The sequence below is a fragment of the Methylocystis sp. genome (genome assembly GCF_050246715.1).
Taxonomy (GTDB): Bacteria; Pseudomonadota; Alphaproteobacteria; order Rhizobiales; family Beijerinckiaceae; genus Methylocystis.
Genome location: NZ_JBFWVN010000001.1, coordinates 145,691 through 163,011, shown reverse-complemented (window position 1 = coordinate 163,011; position 17,321 = coordinate 145,691). Strand labels below are relative to the sequence as shown.

The 17,321-nt window shown below is 63.3% G+C and carries 19 protein-coding genes; 9 read left to right on the top strand and 10 right to left on the bottom strand.

What is annotated here, in order from left to right; translation table 11 throughout:
- Nucleotides 1–357: 357 nt before the first annotated feature.
- From AB7I51_RS00830 to AB7I51_RS00820, 3 genes are all read right to left on the bottom strand, one after another.
- Nucleotides 358–564 (bottom strand): hypothetical protein, encoded by a 207-nt coding sequence (locus AB7I51_RS00830; RefSeq protein WP_428402551.1) that lies wholly within the window; start codon nt 562–564, stop codon nt 358–360.
- Nucleotides 565–673: 109 nt separating this feature from the next.
- The gene (locus tag AB7I51_RS00825; RefSeq protein ID WP_428402552.1) at nt 674–1,405 is read right to left on the bottom strand and encodes a molybdopterin-dependent oxidoreductase; all 732 of its coding nucleotides are present in this window, start codon (nt 1,403–1,405) and stop codon (nt 674–676) included.
- A complete protein-coding gene (locus AB7I51_RS00820) occupies nt 1,402–2,025 on the bottom strand; it encodes a cytochrome b/b6 domain-containing protein (protein ID WP_428402553.1) in 624 nt (207 codons plus the stop codon). The genes AB7I51_RS00825 and AB7I51_RS00820 overlap by 4 nt, the downstream gene beginning before the upstream one ends.
- Before the next feature lie 133 nt (nt 2,026–2,158).
- Here AB7I51_RS00820 and AB7I51_RS00815 point away from each other — a divergent pair, with 133 nt between their 5' ends.
- The gene (locus AB7I51_RS00815) at nt 2,159–3,169 is read left to right on the top strand and encodes an NAD-dependent epimerase/dehydratase family protein (protein ID WP_428402554.1); all 1,011 of its coding nucleotides are present in this window, start codon (nt 2,159–2,161) and stop codon (nt 3,167–3,169) included.
- Nucleotides 3,170–3,227: 58 nt separating this feature from the next.
- On the opposite strand, the gene lysA is transcribed toward AB7I51_RS00815, so the two are convergent.
- Nucleotides 3,228–4,496, bottom strand: coding sequence for a diaminopimelate decarboxylase (gene lysA, locus AB7I51_RS00810; protein ID WP_428402555.1), 1,269 nt, complete (start codon nt 4,494–4,496; stop codon nt 3,228–3,230).
- 4 nt (nt 4,497–4,500) lie between these two features.
- Nucleotides 4,501–4,785, bottom strand: a complete 285-nt coding sequence (gene lptM / locus AB7I51_RS00805; RefSeq protein WP_428402556.1) for an LPS translocon maturation chaperone LptM — start codon at nt 4,783–4,785, stop codon at nt 4,501–4,503.
- Between the two features lie 330 nt (nt 4,786–5,115).
- Between lptM and AB7I51_RS00800 the strand changes: the two genes are divergently transcribed.
- The 5 genes from AB7I51_RS00800 to AB7I51_RS00780 all read left to right on the top strand — a co-directional run bounded on the left by AB7I51_RS00800 (nt 5,116) and on the right by AB7I51_RS00780 (nt 10,782).
- On the top strand, nt 5,116–5,694 hold the full coding sequence (locus AB7I51_RS00800; protein ID WP_428402557.1) for a L,D-transpeptidase: 579 nt from the start codon (nt 5,116–5,118) through the stop codon (nt 5,692–5,694).
- 137 nt (nt 5,695–5,831) lie between these two features.
- A complete protein-coding gene (dxs, locus tag AB7I51_RS00795; protein ID WP_428402558.1) occupies nt 5,832–7,760 on the top strand; it encodes a 1-deoxy-D-xylulose-5-phosphate synthase in 1,929 nt (642 codons plus the stop codon).
- Between the two features lie 51 nt (nt 7,761–7,811).
- A complete protein-coding gene (locus tag AB7I51_RS00790; RefSeq protein WP_428406095.1) occupies nt 7,812–8,297 on the top strand; it encodes a GIY-YIG nuclease family protein in 486 nt (161 codons plus the stop codon).
- A 97-nt stretch (nt 8,298–8,394) separates the two neighbouring features.
- Complete coding sequence (gene hisS / locus AB7I51_RS00785; RefSeq protein WP_428402560.1) at nt 8,395–9,888, top strand: histidine--tRNA ligase; 1,494 nt, start codon at nt 8,395–8,397, stop codon at nt 9,886–9,888.
- A gap of 75 nt (nt 9,889–9,963) precedes the next feature.
- Nucleotides 9,964–10,782, top strand: a complete 819-nt coding sequence (locus tag AB7I51_RS00780; protein ID WP_428402561.1) for a universal stress protein — start codon at nt 9,964–9,966, stop codon at nt 10,780–10,782.
- A 193-nt stretch (nt 10,783–10,975) separates the two neighbouring features.
- Here AB7I51_RS00780 and AB7I51_RS00775 read toward each other — a convergent pair whose 3' ends face one another.
- Nucleotides 10,976–11,458 (bottom strand): META domain-containing protein, encoded by a 483-nt coding sequence (locus AB7I51_RS00775; RefSeq protein ID WP_428402562.1) that lies wholly within the window; start codon nt 11,456–11,458, stop codon nt 10,976–10,978.
- 66 nt (nt 11,459–11,524) lie between these two features.
- A complete protein-coding gene (locus AB7I51_RS00770) occupies nt 11,525–12,520 on the bottom strand; it encodes a 2-hydroxyacid dehydrogenase (RefSeq protein WP_428402563.1) in 996 nt (331 codons plus the stop codon).
- 359 nt (nt 12,521–12,879) lie between these two features.
- Here AB7I51_RS00770 and AB7I51_RS00765 point away from each other — a divergent pair, with 359 nt between their 5' ends.
- Entirely contained in the window at nt 12,880–13,335 is a 456-nt protein-coding gene (locus AB7I51_RS00765; RefSeq protein WP_428402564.1) for an SH3 domain-containing protein, read from the top strand.
- Here the strand turns inward: AB7I51_RS00765 and AB7I51_RS00760 are convergent, their stop codons facing one another.
- The 3 genes from AB7I51_RS00760 to irrA all read right to left on the bottom strand — a co-directional run bounded on the left by AB7I51_RS00760 (nt 13,336) and on the right by irrA (nt 15,231).
- Nucleotides 13,336–13,710, bottom strand: coding sequence for a response regulator (locus AB7I51_RS00760; RefSeq protein ID WP_428402565.1), 375 nt, complete (start codon nt 13,708–13,710; stop codon nt 13,336–13,338).
- On the bottom strand, nt 13,707–14,693 hold the full coding sequence (locus AB7I51_RS00755; RefSeq protein WP_428402566.1) for a sensor histidine kinase: 987 nt from the start codon (nt 14,691–14,693) through the stop codon (nt 13,707–13,709). Before AB7I51_RS00755 ends, AB7I51_RS00760 begins: the two co-directional genes overlap by 4 nt.
- Before the next feature lie 91 nt (nt 14,694–14,784).
- The gene (gene irrA, locus AB7I51_RS00750) at nt 14,785–15,231 is read right to left on the bottom strand and encodes an iron response transcriptional regulator IrrA (protein WP_428402567.1); all 447 of its coding nucleotides are present in this window, start codon (nt 15,229–15,231) and stop codon (nt 14,785–14,787) included.
- A 235-nt stretch (nt 15,232–15,466) separates the two neighbouring features.
- Between irrA and fabA the strand changes: the two genes are divergently transcribed.
- Nucleotides 15,467–15,985 carry a 3-hydroxyacyl-[acyl-carrier-protein] dehydratase FabA gene (gene fabA, locus AB7I51_RS00745; RefSeq protein WP_428402568.1) on the top strand — a complete coding sequence of 173 codons (519 nt, stop codon included), beginning with the start codon at nt 15,467–15,469 and terminating at the stop codon, nt 15,983–15,985.
- Nucleotides 15,986–16,038: 53 nt separating this feature from the next.
- On the top strand, nt 16,039–17,262 hold the full coding sequence (fabB, locus tag AB7I51_RS00740; RefSeq protein ID WP_428402569.1) for a beta-ketoacyl-ACP synthase I: 1,224 nt from the start codon (nt 16,039–16,041) through the stop codon (nt 17,260–17,262).
- Nucleotides 17,263–17,321: the final 59 nt, after the last annotated feature.

Below are 17,321 nucleotides of genomic sequence, written 5' to 3'. Positions count from 1 at the left end.
TGTCCCCGTGTTTTGACGCTGGCGGCTTCTTTGCTGGAAATTTTCGGGCGCCGGAGGGGTTAGCGGATCTTTCTTCCTTCGCGAGCGCCCCGTGAATGGGGAGGAAACTCGCGGACAACACCGCAGCCAAGACGCCGTTCACGCAGGGTCGCTGATTCATCACTTGATGGTCCCCTCAAAGATGAGAGCCCCCGCCGAATCAATCGGCCCGCCCGGCAGACATCAGGCGGTTCAACGATGATGAAGTTGGGTCGCGGTCACGCCTGCGTTGCGGTGATTTCATGACGCAATTCGCACAATTCGCTGCAGGTCGATGAAAATGGTTAATCAAATCCTAAGAAAAACAGGCGCTGATGTTTAGCCGTCGGCCGATTCAGTTTCTTCCGGCTTGATCGCCTCGCTTGGCGATGATTCGTTCTTGACCGGCAAGGTGGAGGGAATCCGGACGACCGGCCGCTGCGCCGTCGGAGTCTTCTCCTGCGCCAGCGCGCCGTGAATAGGGATGATGCTCGCGGACAGGACCGCGGCGAGAATGCCGTTTACGCAGGGCCGACGATTGGTCATGTGTCCTCCCTCGATATCACGGCCCCGACTCAGCTGCCGCTGCGCGCATTGAGAGTCAAAAAAGTGGCGAGAAAGCGTCGAGATTAGATGGACGCTCGCCAGCCCCAGTTCAAGAGCCGCTGAACCAGTTGTAGCCCTTGTCCTCCCAGTAGCCGCCAGAATAGTCGTTCGCCACGAAGATTTCATGAATGAATTTGGGGTTCTTGAATCCAAGTTTGGTCGGAATTCGCAGGCGTAGCGGATAGCCATATTTGGCGTCCGCGAAATCGAGCGCCAGCAGCGTTTGCGGATGCAGCGCGCTCGGCATGTCGATGCTCGAATAATATTTGTCGGCGCATTTGAATCCGACGTAGCGCGCCGTGAGATCGGCGCCAATTCTTTCCAGAAAATGCCGGAAGGAGACCCCGCGCCATTTGCCGATCGCGCTCCAGCCCTCGACGCAGACCAGGCGAGTGATCTGGCTCGACTGCGGCAGCGCGCGCAATTCGGCGAGGCTCCAGGGCCGCTTGTCGGCGATGAGTCCGGAAAGCTGCAGCCGGTAGCTCTCGCCGTCGATGCGGGGAATATCCTTCTCTTCATAATAGGCGTTGAAGGGGAAGGGCGTCGCGACGTCGGCTTCGGCATAGGTCGGCGCAAGTCTTGAGGGGTCGAACAGCGCCGCCTGCATTTTGTCGTTGAAGCGCGACATGGCGAAAAGCAGCCGATCGACGGCGTCATCGTCCTTTAAGGTGCAGCCAGAGAGCAGGGACAGCGCCCCAAGCGACAGGCCCTGCTTGAGAAAGAGCCGGCGCTCGAGCCGCGCAATCTGCGGCCGGAAGGCGGGAAGAGGCGACCGCTTCATCGCGACTCCTGCGCGCGGCCGGTGAACATCGGCGCGAGCACGCCTTTGACGCCGACGGCGAGGCCGATATGGACGACAAGAAAGGCGACGATGCCGGCCATGGCGAAGAAATGCACGAGCCGCGCCGTCTCATAGCCGCCCATCAGCGCCGTCAGCCCTTGAAGCTGCACGGGCTTCCAGATGGCGAGACCGGAGAGAATGGCGACGATCACGGCAAGAATGACGCCGACATAGAGCAGCCGCTGCGCGGCGTTGTAGCGGCCCGGCGCATGTTCGAGTCGTCCCTGGCTCGCGTGAACGACATCGTCGAGCGCGCGCCCGAAGGAAATCGGCAGAAAGCGCCGCCGGAAATGACCTGAAACAATGCCGTAAGCGACATAGGCCGCCCCGTTGAGAGCTAAGAGCCACATGGCGGCGAAATGCCAGGCAAGCGCGCCGGCAAGCCAGCCGCCAAGCGTAAAACCAGGTGGAAATTCGAAGCGAAAGAGCGGCGAGGCGTTGTAGATGCGCCAGCCGCTCAGCACCATGACGAAAATCGCCAAGGCGTTCACCCAATGCGTCACCCGGATGAAGAGCGGGTGAATCGCGCGCGGCGTCGTTGTGCGGGCCGCATCAGCCATCGCGGCTTCTCCTCTTTGCGAGCCAACATATGGCGTGCAGGGCCGAAAGCCCAGGGACGCGCCGCCGCGTTGACAGGCCGACCGCCTTCGCCCATGACGGCGAAGCTTTTATCACGCGGGAATATGGCGGCTCATGCGCGTCTTCGTTACCGGCACGGCGGGCTTCATCGGCTTTCATCTGGCGAAGCGATTGCTCGACGCCGGCCATCTTGTCGATGGCTTCGACGGCATGACGCCCTATTACGATCCCAATCTCAAAGAAGCGCGACGCGCCATTCTGCTGCGGACCAACGGCTATCGCGACACGATCGCGATGCTCGAGGACATGGAGGCGCTGACCCGCGCCGCCGAGCAGGCGGCGCCCGACGTCATCATCCATCTCGCGGCGCAGGCGGGGGTGCGCTACTCGCTGCAAAATCCGCGCGCCTATGTCGACGCCAATCTCGTCGGCGCCTTCAACGTCCTGGAGATCGCGCGACTCCTGAAGCCGCGTCATTTTCTCTTCGCTTCGACAAGCTCGGTCTATGGCGCGAGCCCCACCGTGCCTTTTCAGGAGAGCGATCGGACCGATTTCCCTCTCACTCTTTATGCGGCGACGAAGAAGGCCGGCGAAGCCATGGCGCATTCCTATGCGCATTTGTGGTCGATCCCGACGACGATGTTTCGCTTCTTCACCGTTTACGGTCCCTGGGGCCGGCCGGACATGGCGCCGTTGAAATTCGTCGACGCCATCGAGAACGACCGGATCATCGACATTTATAATCACGGCGACATGTCGCGCGACTTCACCTATGTGTCGGACTTGGTCGAAGGCGTCGTTCGCCTGATCGATTGCGTTCCAAAACGGGACTCCGGCGACGACAGCGTTTCGCCGGTCGCGCCCTATCGCATCGTCAATATCGGCCGCGGCGCGCCGGTGAAGCTTCTCGACTTCATCGACACGATCGAAAGAACGCTCGGCAAAAAGGCGAAGCGCAATTATCTCGACATGCAGCCCGGCGACGTGCCGCGCACCTTCGCCAGCGCCGATTTGCTCGAGCGACTGACGGGCTACCGCCCGCATACGTCGATCGACGAAGGCGTCGTGGCGCTCGTCGACTGGTATCGGGAGTATCGCCGCGATCATGGGGAATTGGCGTATTGACGCTTTGCTTGAATGACGAGCGCCCGATCACCCTGCCTTTCGAGGGTGATGCGTGGCTTCACGCAAGCCAGTCCGGGACGCGGTCCATCGCGATGATTTCTTCGACGCTTTGGCGCTTGCGAATGACGGCGTAACGCGCGCCGTCGACCAAAACTTCCGGAACCAGCGGGCGCGTATTGTACGTGCCCGACTGCACCGCGCCATAGGCGCCCGCCGTCAGCACGCAGAGCAAGTCGCCGGCGCGCGGTTCGATCAATTCGCGTCCATGGGCGAGATAGTCGCCGGTCTCGCAGACCGGCCCGACGACGTCGGCGACGATTCTTTGCCTATCGGCGCGCTCGCGCACCGGGATGATGTCGTGCCAGGCGTCGTAGAGCGTCGGGCGGATCAAATCGTTCATGCCGGCGTCGACGATGACGAAGGTCTTGGCGTCGCCATGCTTCACATAGATGACGCGCGTAATGAGCACGCCGGCGTTGCCGACGATGAGCCGTCCCGGCTCAAGCGCCAGCCTGCAGCCAAGACCGCCGAAATGTTTGCGGACGATCTTCGCGTATTCTTCGGGATGGTAGGACTGCGGATCGTCGCCCTCGTGATAAGGAATGCCTAAGCCGCCGCCGAGGTCGACATGCGAAATCGCATGGCCGTCAGCGCGCAGGTCGCGCACCAGTTCGGCGAGAAGCGAAAAAGCTTCGTCGAAGGGCGCGAGATCGGTGAGCTGCGAGCCGATATGCATGTCGGCGCCCACGATCTCGATGCCAGCGAGCTTCGCCGCGAAGGCATAGACCTCCCGCGCGCGCGACAGCGGCACGCCGAATTTGTTTTCGGCGAGGCCGGTGGAAATCTTCTTATGGGTCCGCGCGTCGACGTCCGGATTGACCCGCAGCGACACGCGGGCGGCGCGCCCCAGCGCGACCGCGGCCTGGGAGAGGGCTTCAAGCTCCGGCTCCGACTCGACGTTAAAACAGAAGATGCCGGCGCGAAGCGCCGCGGCGATCTCCTCCGCCGTCTTGCCGACCCCGGAAAAGGTGATTTTTTCCGGCGCAACGCCCGCGGCGAGCGCCCGCGCCAGCTCGCCGCCGGAAACCACATCCATGCCGGCGCCTTCTTGCGCGAGAAGGCGCAGCACGGCCTGATTGGAATTGGCCTTCACCGCATAGCAGACGAGCGCGTCGAGACCTGCGAAGGCTTGCGAAAACACGCGGTAGTGGCGCCGGATCGTCGCCGCCGAATAGCAGTAGAAGGGCGTCCCGACCTCATCGGCGAGCCTTTCCACGGCGATCTCCTCGGCGTGGAGCGCGCCGTTCCGGTAGGCGAAAAGATGCATCGGACTAGAGCAGCGGGTCGAGCGGGAAGGGATATTGATCCGGCGGTCGATTGCCGATGGTGCCGGGAATTGGCGGCGCCGGGGCGTTGGAAGGCGGAGGCGCCCCATGCGCCGCGGCTTTGGCTTGCGCGGCTTCGGCTTCAGACCGAAGAATCGCGCCGCGCGCCTGGGTCTCGGGCGGAAGCTCCAATTGGCCGCGCCGGCCGCAAGCGCCAAGGCTCGCGGCGATGAGCGCCAGCGCAAGAGCCGCCACGCAGCGGCGGGTGAGGAGCGGCAATCGAGGCGTCACGGCGATTCGTCCCAAGGGAATGCCGGCGCACTATAGCGATGAAGCAGAAAAAGGCGAGGGCGCCGGCGCGAAGCGCCGAGCGTCTCTTTTCGCGCGAAGAGGGCTCTACTTGCGATCGATTCCGGCCGGGCGACACCCGCGCCGGTCAAGGCGACATCCTCATAACATGCTTAAGAAGTCGTTGATCGATCCCGAGGCTCTGAAACGCGACGCGCCAGGAAGCGGCTGAAGCGGTCGACTGGGGAGATCGCTTTGGTCCGAGCCCCGTTAATCGAAAAAGCTCGAATATCCAGGCTATTCACCGGTTCTCCTTTACGATTGGGCGTTGCCGTGGTTAGGTCGGGAATGGCCAGCGTTCTGCGTTTATTCGCCACTCTCGCCGCGGTCGTTCTTCTGACGACCCTCCCCGCGGGCGCCGCGGTGCGCATCCGAATCGACCTTGCTGCGCAGAGGCTCGAGGCGGTCACGCCGCAGGGCGAGACCGTGACCTGGAAAATCTCAAGCGGCCGCCGGGGGTACGAAACGCCTACGGGACATTACGGCGTCATGCGCATGGAGGCCGACCATCATTCGGACGAATATGAGCAGGCGCCGATGCCCTATTCGATCTTCTTTTCTCCGCGCGGCCTCGCCATCCACGGCAGTTACGAGCGCGGTCTGGGCCGTCCGCTCTCCCATGGCTGCGTCCGGCTCGCGGTTCCCAACGCGCGCCAACTCTACGAGTGGGTCGAAAAGCATGGCGCGACGATCGAAATCACTGGCGGCGCCGGCGGCGGTCGGGCGATCGCCCGCGAAGAGGTCGATCGCCCGCGCGCGGCTCGCCCGCAGCGCTCCGCGCAGCAGCCCATGTACCGCCCGGCGTACCAAGAGCCGGCCTACCAATCCTATTTTGGAGACTTCCCCTTCTAACCGACGCCCGCCGTTGCATCTTGGCAACAGTCATCGACAGAATCGCTGTGAAGGGCGCGGCGCGTTTGCTGGGGCGTCACTTAGCGGGTAATGCTCGGATTTCTGGCGCTTGTTGATGACCGAGCAGAGTAGAGCCGTTGACGACATCCAAGACCCCCCTCCTCGACCGGATCGCCACCCCCAAAGACTTGCGCAAGCTGCGTCCCAATGAGCTCAAGCAGGTCGCCGACGAGTTGCGCCACGAAACGATCGACGCCGTCTCGGTCACCGGCGGGCATCTGGGGGCGGGCCTCGGCGTCGTCGAGCTGACGGTCGCTCTGCACTATGTTTTCGACACGCCGCGCGACAAGCTGATCTGGGACGTCGGCCACCAGACCTATCCGCATAAAATCCTCACCGGCAGGCGCGACCGCATCCGCACCCTGCGCATGGGTGGCGGGTTGTCCGGCTTCACCAAGCGGGCAGAAAGCGAATATGACGCCTTCGGCGCCGGCCATTCCTCGACCTCGATTTCAGCCGGGCTCGGCATGGCCGTGGCGCGCGACCTTGCCGGCGGCGACAATCACGTCGTTGCGGTGATCGGCGACAGTTCGATGTCCGCCGGCATGGCCTATGAGGCCTTGAACAACGCCGGGGCGCTGCACTCTCGCCTGATCGTCATCCTCAACGACAACGACATGTCGATCGCCCCGCCGACGGGCGCCATGTCGGCCTATCTCGCCCGCCTCGTTTCCGGCGGCGCCTATCGCTCGATCCGCGAGGCGGCCAAACAGCTCGCCAGCCATCTGCCGCGCTTCATCTACGACAAGGCGCGCAAGGCCGAGGAGTTTTCGCGCAGCTTCATCACCGGCGGCACCATGTTCGAGGAGCTCGGCTTCTACTATGTCGGGCCGATCGACGGGCATAATCTCGACCATCTGCTGCCCGTGCTCAAGAATGTCCGCGATAAGGACGACGGCCCGGTGCTGGTCCATGTCGTCACCCAGAAAGGCAAGGGCTTCGGACCGGCGGAGGAATCGGCCGACAAATGCCACGCCGTCAATAAATTCGACGTCGCGACCGGCATTCAGATCAAGCCCAAGGCCAACGCCCCGACCTATACCAATGTATTCGCCAAGGCGCTGATCGCCGAAGCCGAACATGACGACAAGATCGTCGCGATCACCGCGGCGATGCCGTCAGGCACGGGCTTGGATATTTTCGGCAAGGCCTTTCCCCACCGCACCTTCGACGTGGCGATCGCCGAACAGCACGCCGTCACCTTTGCGGCCGGTCTCGCCTGCGAGGGCTACAAGCCGTTCTGCGCGCTCTATTCGACCTTCCTGCAGCGCGGCTATGATCAGGTCGTCCATGACGTGGCGATTCAGAATTTGCCAGTGCGCTTCGCCATGGACCGAGCCGGCCTGGTCGGCGCCGACGGGCCGACCCACGCCGGCGCCTTCGATCTCGCCTATCTTGGTTGCCTGCCGGGCTTCGTCGTCATGGCGCCCTCCGACGAGGGCGAATTGATGCATATGGTGGCGACGGCGGCGGCCTATGATGAAGGGCCGATCGGCTTTCGCTATCCGCGCGGCGAGGGGATCGGCGTCGAATTGCCGGAACGCGGCGACATTCTCGAGATCGGCAAGGGCCGCATCCTGAGGGAAGGCTCGAGGGTCGCCATCCTGTCGCTCGGCACGCGTCTCGCCGACGCGATGAAGGCGGCGGCGGAGCTCGAAAATTGCGGGGTTTCGACCACCGTCGCCGACGCCCGGTTCGCCAAGCCGATTGATCGCGACCTGCTGCGCCGGCTCGCCGCCAACCACGAGGCGCTCATCGCCATCGAAGAAGGCGCGATCGGCGGCTTTGGCGCACAGGTCTTCCAGGCGCTCGCCGAAGACGGGATGCTTGACGGCGCGCGCGGCGCGTTCAAGTTCCGCAGCATGACTCTGCCCGACGCCTATATCGACCACGACAAGCATGAGCTGATGGTCGCCAGGGCGATGCTCGACAGCAAGGCGATCGTCGCCAAGGCGCTCGAGCTTTTGGGCGATGAAAAGGGCGCTGCGCGGGTCATGATCGCCTGAGGACGCGACGCTTCCCTCTCACTCTGGGAAAGGGTTACGCCCGTAAGGCCGATGATTTTTGTCGCCTCCGCCGCGGACGCGCCTGCCACGCCCGGCGCCTATGTTCTGGCGTTGCGTCTTGGCGCACTGCTTGACGTTCGCGTCGGCAAAATCACAGCGAGGCTTCCCTCCGGCGACTATCTCTACTGCGGCTCAGCCAAAGGCCCCGGCGGAATGCGCGCGCGGCTCGCCCGGCACATGCGGAAAAACAAGCGCGCCCACTGGCATGTCGATCAGTTGACCCTGGCGGGCGAAATTCTCGGCGCTTTCATTCTCGAAGACGGCGACGAATGCGCGCTTAACGCCGCGCTCGACGCCCTGCCAATTCCGCTGCCCGGCTTCGGCTCTTCCGACTGCCGCCGTTGCGCCGCGCATTTGCGGCTCTGGCCGAAGGGCGCGGCGCTTCCTTCCGACTGGGAAAATGCTAGGAAGGCGGCCGAATCCTGCCCCCCCCTCGCGGGGGGCGGAGGCGGGGCTTGGCCGCGGGGGCGGGGGTGATTTCCGCGATCGCGGACGTTCGCCCCACCCCGCATCGCTTTGCGATGCGACCCTCCCCCTAAAGGGGAGGGTGGGCGTTGCGATAGCGGAATCAGGCATGTCAAAGGAAGAAACCAAGAATAAGGTCGAAGCGCGAACCCCGCGCGGCCTCGCCGATCGCGAGGCGGGCGAACTCGCGGCGACAGCGCGGATGCTCGACGTGATCCGCGAAGTCTATGAGCTTTACGGCTTCGAGGCGCTGGAGACGCCGGCGATCGAATATAGCGACGCGCTCGGCAAATTCCTGCCCGACCAGGACCGGCCGAACGAGGGCGTCTTCTCTTTTCAAGACGACGACGAGCAATGGCTGTCGCTGCGCTACGACCTGACCGCGCCGCTCGCGCGTTTCGTCGCGCAGAATTTCGACCGGCTGCCCAAGCCCTATCGCTCCTATCGCGTCGGTCCGGTCTATCGCAACGAAAAGCCGGGGCCGGGGCGCTTCCGGCAATTCATGCAATTCGACGCCGACACGGTCGGTTCCGCCTCGCCCGCCGCCGACGCCGAAATCTGCATGATGGCGGCGGACGCCATAGAGCGGCTGGGGATCGCGCGCGGCGACTACGTCATCAAGATCAACAGCCGCAAGGTGCTCGACGGCGTCATGCAGTCGATCGGCCTCGCGGGCGAGGAGAACGCCGGCCGCCGCCTCGTCGTGCTGCGTGCGATCGACAAGCTCGACCGGCTCGGCCCCGACGGCGTCCGGCAATTGCTCGGCGCGGGCCGCAAGGACGAAAGCGGGGATTTCACCAAAGGCGCCGGTCTCGATCTGCCGGCGATCGACACGATCCTCTCCTTCAGCCTGGGCGGGCAATATCGCGACGGCGCGCCCGCTTTCGATCTCTTCGGCCTGCTCGGCAAAAGCGAGGTCGGCGCCCAGGGCGCAGAGGAACTGCTCGAAATCGAGGACCTCGCGCGCGACGCCGGCTTCGGGCCCGATCGCATCCGCATCGATCCTTCGGTCGTGCGCGGCCTCGAATATTACACCGGCCCCGTCTTCGAGGCTGACCTCACCTTCGAGACCAAGGACGAGAAAGGACATCCGGTGCGCTTCGGCTCGGTCGGCGGCGGCGGCCGTTACGATGGGCTGGTCGGTCGGTTCAGGCCGGAGAATACGCCGGCCACCGGCTTTTCGATCGGCGTCTCGCGGCTCTTCGCCGCCCTAAAGCTGATCGGCAGCCGGATCGTCTCGGCCCGTCCCCATGTCGGTCCGGTGGTCGTGCTTGTCCTCGACCGCGACAGGCTTGCCGATTATCAGCGGATGGCGGCTCAGCTGCGCAGCGCCGGGATCGCCGCAGAACTCTATCTCGGCGCGGCGGGGATGAAGGCCCAGATGAAATACGCCGACCGGCGCAACAGCCCGCTCGTCGTCATCCAGGGCTCTGATGAAAAGGCGCGTGGGGAGGTCACAATCAAGGACTTGGTCGCCGGCGCCAAGGCCGCCGCCAATATCGCCACCAACGAACAGTGGAAGGCGCTTCGCCCCGCGCAATTCGCCGTTCCGGAGGCCGATCTCGTCGAAGAGGTGCAAAAGGCGCTTCAAGAACAAATTTAGCCTGCGGCGAAACCCGTCATTGCCACGCGCGCCGGCGCGTATAGGCTTTGCGAAGCGAAAGAGGAGCAAACCGATATGAATGGCGACACGCCCAGATCAATCGTTCATCCGACCGATCTCTCCTTCGCGAGCCTCGACGCCTTTGCGCATGCGCTGCGCATCGCCGTGGCCTGCAAGAGCATGTTGCACATTCTGCATATCGAGGCGCCCGAGACCGAGGAGGATGATTGGGATCGCTTTCCGCAGGTGCGCGAAATGCTGGCGCGCTGGAAGATGATTTCGCCGACCGCGACGCGGGCCGAGGCGGTCGAACAGCTCGGCGTCAAATTCGTCAAGGCCGCGGTCGAATCCGAATCGCCGGTGATGGGCGTTTCCGCCTACGCCGAGCGGCACCTGTGCGACCTTCTGGTGATGATGACCCGGCCGCGTAGCGCCCTGGAGCGGCTGCTCGAAGGTTCAATCGCGGAGGAGACGGCGCGCGAGACCCATGTGCCGGCGCTGTTCCTGCGCGAGGACCAAAATGGATTCGTCGATCGCGAGACAGGCGCGGTATCGCTCAACACCGTGCTGATGCCGGTCGAGGCGACGGTCTCGCCGCTCGACGCCTTTCGCCATGTCGCCGACATCGCGCATCGTCTCAATCCGGCCGCCGACGTCATGATGCTGCATGTCGGCGAGGAGCTGCCGATTTTCGAAGGGCTGCTCCCCCACATCGAACTGCGCCAGGGACCGGTGGTCGAGACGATTCTGTCCTACGCCAAGCAGATCAAGGCGGACCTGATCGCCATGCCGACACGCGGCCGAAAAGGCCTGCTGGAGGCGCTCCGCGGCTCGACGACGGAGCGCGTGCTGCATGAGGCGCCCTGTCCGCTGCTCGCTTCGCCAGTGAAGTAATTCGCCGTGATTGCGAGGCGCAAGCCTTATGCGAATTCCACCTGATCCGTTCGCTTGGACCTTGTCATTCCCGGCAGGCCGAAGGCCTGACCGGGAATCTAAAGCCAACCCAAGAATGCTGGTCTTGCCCTGGATTCCCGATCGCGCTTCGCGCGTCGGGAATGACAACCAAGCAGTTTAAGCGGATGTCGTATTACAGCGAGCGCTGGAAACGCAGCACGCCGCCTTGCGCGCCCTTCAAAATCAGGTCGTCGCCCTTCGTGTCCCAATAAGGTCCGGAGAGCAGGACCGCCCAATAATCCCGTTCGAAGGCCGCGAGCGGGCCTTCGCATTTGCGTTCATTGACCGCCGGCATGGTGCGTGGTCCGAGCCGGTTGGGGCCGATGACAAAAATGCCCGACCAGTTCTTGCAGCCGGAGAAGCCGTTGGCGCGGCCCGTCGAGTCGATCGATATCCACATTTCGACCGGCGGCGCTTTGCCATTGATCTCCTTGAGCACGAAATTTTGGTTGTGCGGGAACGGCTGATAGCGGGGAATGCCGCCGGTCTCCTTGTCTTCGTCCTTCGGCTGTTCCGTCCCCTGTGGCGGCTTTGCGCGGCTCTTGGCGTCGGCCGGCGCGGCGGCGAGCGCAATGGCGCAGAGCGAGGCGGCTAAGGCGAGCAAAATCCTGTTCATCGCGTCAATCATCCTCCTGTCAGGCGGCCGGCCGCGGCCGCCTCCAGCGCGCCGCGCAACGGCGCCTTATAGCATGCTTGGCAGGACGCGGTCAGGCGGGCGGTGGCCGTCCATGAAGGTTTTGATATTGATAATCACCTTCTCGCCCATATCGATACGGCCTTCTATGGTCGCGGAGCCCATATGGGGCAGAAGCGTCACCTTTCCAGCCTTGGCGAGCTTCAACAATTTCGGCGAGACGGCGGGCTCATGTTCGAAGACGTCGAGGCCCGCGCCGGCCATCTCGTCGGCTTCCAGCATGCGCACAAGGGCGTTCTCGTCGACGATCTCGCCGCGTGCGGTATTGACCATGATGGCGTGAGGACGCAGATGCGAAAGTCGGCGCGCGGAGAGGAGATGATAGGTCGCTGGCGTGTGCGGGCAGTGGATCGACACGATATCCACGCGCGCCAGCATCTGATCGAGCGACTCCCAGTAGGTCGCCTCCAACTGCTCCTCGATTTCGGCGCCGAGCCGTCGGCGGTTGTGGTAGTGGATCGACAGGCCGAAGCTTTTCGCCCGCCGCGCGAGAGCCTGGCCGATCCTGCCCATGCCGACGATGCCCAATCTCTTGCCGGTGATCCGATGGCCGAGCATCCAGGTCGGCGACCAGCCCGGCCAGGAGCCGTCCGGAATCGCGTTCGCGCCTTCGACGAGACGGCGCGCCACCGAAAGAATCAGCGCCATCGTCATGTCGGCCGTATCTTCGGTCAGAACGCCGGGCGTGTTGGTGACGGTAATCGAGCGGTCGAGCGCCGAGGCGACGTCGATGTTATCGACGCCATTGCCGAAATTGGCGATGAGCTTCATTTGCTCGCCGGCCTGAGCGATGAGATGAGAGTCGATGCGATCGGTGATGGTGGGCACCAGCACGTCGGCGGTGCGCATGGCCTCGACGAGTTCCTCATGAGTGAGCGGCTTGTCGCTTTCATTGAGGCGCGTATCGAACAGCTCGCACATGCGGGTTTCGATCACCTCGGGCAGCCGGCGCGACACGACAACGAGCGGCTTCTTTTTCGGCATATCCCTGGTCCGCCTCCGCGTTTATGTTGTGTTGCAGCAGCGTTTCTGCGATTGCGACGATGATCTTCGCCGCTTAGCGGCGGCGGATGAAAAGGCGCCGGCGAGTTCCGCCGGCTTCAACCGGGTCTTAACGGCGGTCAGCGACAAAACCAATACGTCCCCTCTAGCGGACGCGTCCGACTTCCTAGCAGATGACGGGCCAAAGACAAGCGAGCGATCAGTCCACCATGACGCGAATAAATGCAGAATTTGCGCCAATTTCGACCGCTTTCACAGGGGCTTCGAAACATTTCCAATATCGTCCGCGCGGCGTCGTGGCGGCATGCGCCGCGGCGATCCTCTCGGCGTTTTGTTGCGCAATGCACGCGCAAGCTTTGGAGCCTCAAAAGGGCCCGGTCAGCGGTCTGCCGTTGCCGCGCTATGTCAGCCTCAAATCCGATCGCGTGAATGTGCGCGAGGGGCCGAGCAAGGAACATCCGACCCTGTGGATCTACGAACGCGCTGCGCTGCCGGTCGAGATCACCGCCGAATTCGAAACCTGGCGCAAGATTCGCGATTCCGAGGGCACGGAGGGCTGGGTGCTGCATTCGCTGCTGTCGGGACGGCGCACCGCGCTGGTCGCGCCATGGAAAAAGGAGCCGCAACTGCTCGTCGCCGAGGATCATCAGACCCCGGTGGCGAAGCTCGGCCCAGGCGTCATCGGCAATTTGCGCGGCTGTGACGGCAAATGGTGTCGCATCGCCGGCAAGGGTTTCGACGGCTACATGCACCAGGAAAATCTCTGGGGCGTCTATCCGGGCGAGAAATTCGAATAGTCACGCGGACGGTGTCGCCGACAGGCGGCCCTTGAGTTTCTCGAGAGCCGTCGAAATGGCGCCTCGACTGAAGGGCTTGGCGACCACCGGCGCATCGGCGTGCGCGCCGAGCACGCCTTGCTCGCCATAGCCGGTGACGAAGGCGAAGGGCTTGTGCCGGCGCTCCAGGACGCTGGGGAGAACATGCGCCTTCTGGCCATTGAGGTTGATGTCGAGAAAAGCGAGGTCGAAGTCTTCGCATGTCGCCTTTTGCAAGGCGTCCTGCACATTGCCGGCGACGGCGACGACCTGCGCGCCGAGCTCTTCGAGGAACATTTCGAGCGCCATGGCGATGACCGCGTCGTCTTCCACGATCAAGACCCGCGGGGCGTTCATTTGAGCGCTTCCGCGCCGAGAGGAATGTCCATCGCGCAACGCAATCCTTCGGGCGGAAATTCGACCGAGACCCGAGCGTCGGCGTCGGACGCAAGCGTTTTCTCGATCAGTCGCATGCCGAATCCCTTCTCGGTCGGAGGCGAGATCGGCTCCCCGCCATGCTCGCGCCAGACAAGACGGAGCAGGGGCGTCTTCCGGTCGGACTCAAGCGTCCAATCGATGGCGACCCGTCCGCCGGGCTTTGACAGGGATCCATGAACGACGCCGTTGGCGCATAATTCGTGCAGCGTCATCGCGAGACTCGACGCGATGCGCGGGCTGACGTGGACTGAGGGCCCGGAGATTTCAAAATTTTCATGGCCCGACTGCGCAATCGCCGTGCCCACGAGTTCGTGGACTTGCGCTTTCGCCCAATTTTCGCGCGTGAGAACGTCATGCACGGCGGCGAGCGCCAGCAGGCGCCTCTCGAACAGTTCCGCAGAATTGGGCCTGAGTTCGCGCAGCGAATGAATAGCGAGCGAGTGAACGGTCGCCAGCGTGTTCTTGACGCGATGATTGAGCTCTTGAACGAGAAGCTGTAACCGCTCGCGATCGCGTTCCTGTTCGGTGACGTCAGTGCTCGTGCCGAACCAGCCGACGATCGCGCCATTCTCGCGCAATGGTTCGACGCGCGTCAGGAAGGGCCGATAGAGGCCGTCGGAGCCCCTCAGCGGAAAGATCATCTGAAAGAATTCGCCATGCTCGAGCGCATGCGTCCAGCGCTCGAGCACTTTGGGCAGCACATCGGGGTGATGGACGGATTGCCAGCCCCAGCCCGTCATCTCCTCGGGCGTCGTGCCAGTGTATTCATGCCAGCGCTGATTATACCAGAATTTCCAGCCGTCCGGTCGGGCCATCCAGACGAGGTTCGGGATCGAGTTCGCGAGCGCTTTGAGCTGCGCGTAGCTCAGATCAGCTTCGATTTCCGTCGCCGTTCGCGACATTTTCGCCCGCCCCACTCTCGACGAGGTCGGCGCTCCCTGAAATTACGCCGAACTCCTTGGAAATTTGCTTCCTTTCCTAAAATAAAGCGCCTCAGGCGCGACGCAGACGCACGACGACGTCAACGCGCGCGACGCGCAGCCCCGCCGGCGGCTGAGGAAGATCGGAGACCGATATATTCGCCCCTGCTATATCGTATAGCTCCCCGTCGTCTTCAAGCAGAAAGTGATGGTGGTCCGCGGTGTTAGTATCGAAATACACGCGCGCCCCGTCGACAGCGATTTCGCGCAGCAGGCCCGCCTGGGTGAACTGGTGGAGCGCGTTGTATACTGTGGCGAGCGAGACTGAGAGATCGGCCGCGAGCGCCTCCTCATAGAGTCGCTCCGCCGTTACGTGACGGTCGCCGCCCTGACCGAACAGCAGTTCGCCGAGCGCCAGCCGCTGCCGCGTCGGTCGCAGCCCGGCGTCCGCCAGCAGTTCGGCGACCGGCCTGCGTGGAACCTCTCGGGGCGGAGCGATCAGAGTTTGGTCGGCATCCATTCGCGGCCTTCTGCGGTCGTTTTTCCTTTGGCATCATAGGGACAATGGCGGAAAATTCAACGCCGCTCGGCCGTTGCATCGGCTTCGCCACGACGCTTTCGGCCCGCGCGAGGCTATGTTACGGATCGCTTCGCCTAAGAGCGGCGCCCATGCCGGTGCCGAAAAAATAAGGGCGCGCCTGATGGCGCTCAGGGAGGATGGGCTTTAGAGCCCAAAATGCGAGGAACAAGGAAATATGGGCGAGAGGCGCTCCTCATTCGGCTACGAGGATTTACTGGCGTGCGGCGAGGAGAAGCTGTTCGGCCCGGGAAACGCCCAGCTGCCGTTGCCGCCGATGCTGATGTTCGACCGCATCACGGAAATTTTCGAAGAGGGCGGCGAGCATGGCAAAGGCTACATGAGGGCCGAACTCGACATCAAACCGAGCCTTTGGTTCTTCGACTGCCATTTTAAGGGCAATCCCGTGATGCCTGGCTGCCTTGGTCTTGACGCGCTGTGGCAGATGGTCGGGTTCTATCTGGCCTGGCTCGACAATCCGGGGCGCGGCATGGCGCTCGGCGTCGGCGAGGTGAAATTCTCCGGCCAGGTGCGACCGCATACCAAGCTCGTCACCTATGGCGTCGACTTCACGCGCCTGCGCACCGGCAAGCTCGTGATCGGGTTGGCCGACGGCTGGGTCGCGGCGGATGGCGAGCGCATATACGAGGCCAAGGACCTCAAGGTCTGCCTCGCCAAAGAGGCGACGGCGGCCTGAACGCTAACGGAGGCGACGGCGAACATGGACCCGGCGCCGGAGGAGTTGGAGCAATGAGACGAGTCGTCGTCACCGGCATGGGCATCGTGTCCTCGATCGGCAACACCACGCAGGAGGTCGTGGCCTCGCTGCGCGAAGCGAAATCCGGCATTGTGCGCGCGGAAAAATACGCCGAACTCGGCTTTCGCTCGCAGGTGCATGGCATGCCGACCCTCGACGCGAGCGAAGTCGTCGATCGCCGGGCGATGCGCTTCCACGCTGCCGGCACCGCCTGGAACCATGTCGCCATGGATCAGGCGATCGCCGACGCACGCCTTTCCGAAGACGACGTCTCGAACGAGCGCACCGGCATCATCATGGGGTCGGGCGGCCCCTCGACCCATACGCTCGTCGAGGCGGCGGACATCACCCGCACCAAAGGACCCAAGCGCGTCGGCCCCTTCGCCGTGCCGAAATGCATGTCCTCGACCGCCTCGGCGACGCTCGCCGTCTGGTTCAAGATCAAGGGCGTCAACTATTCGATCTCATCGGCCTGCGCCACCTCGAACCATTGCATCGGCAACGCCTATGAGCTGATTCAGTACGGCAAGCAGGACATGATCTTCGCCGGCGGCTGCGAGGAATTGGAGTGGGAGCTGTCGGTCCTTTTCGACGCCATGGGCGCGATGTCGTCCTCCTATAATGATCGTCCGGCGACGGCTTCGCGCGCCTATGACAAGAATCGCGATGGTTTCGTCATCGCCGGCGGCGCAGGCGTGCTGGTGCTGGAAGAGCTCGAACACGCCAAGGCGCGGGGCGCGAAAATTTACGCTGAAGTCGCCGGCTATGGCGCGACTTCGGATGGTTACGACATGGTCGCGCCGTCGGGCGAAGGCGCGGTGCGCTGCATGAAACAGGCGCTGGCGACGGTGAAATGCCCGATCGACTACATCAATCCGCACGCCACCGCGACGCCGGTCGGCGACGCCAAGGAAATTGAAGCGTTGCGCGAAGTCTTCGGCGTCGGCGATAAATGTCCGCCGATCGCGGCGACGAAATCGCTCACCGGCCATTCGCTTGGCGCGACTGGCGTGCAGGAGGCGATCTATTCGCTGTTGATGATGCAGAACGGCTTCATCTGCGAAAGCGCCAATATCGAAGAATTGGATCCGGATTTCGCCGACATGCCGATCCTTCGCGAACGGCGCGACAACGTGAAGCTCGGCGCGGTGCTGTCGAATTCGTTCGGTTTCGGCGGCACCAATGCGACATTGGTGTTTAAGCATCCGGACGCTTGATGACTTAAGATTGCTTCTTCTCGCGCGGCAGTGCGTCAACTCTCAAGAACAGCGTAACG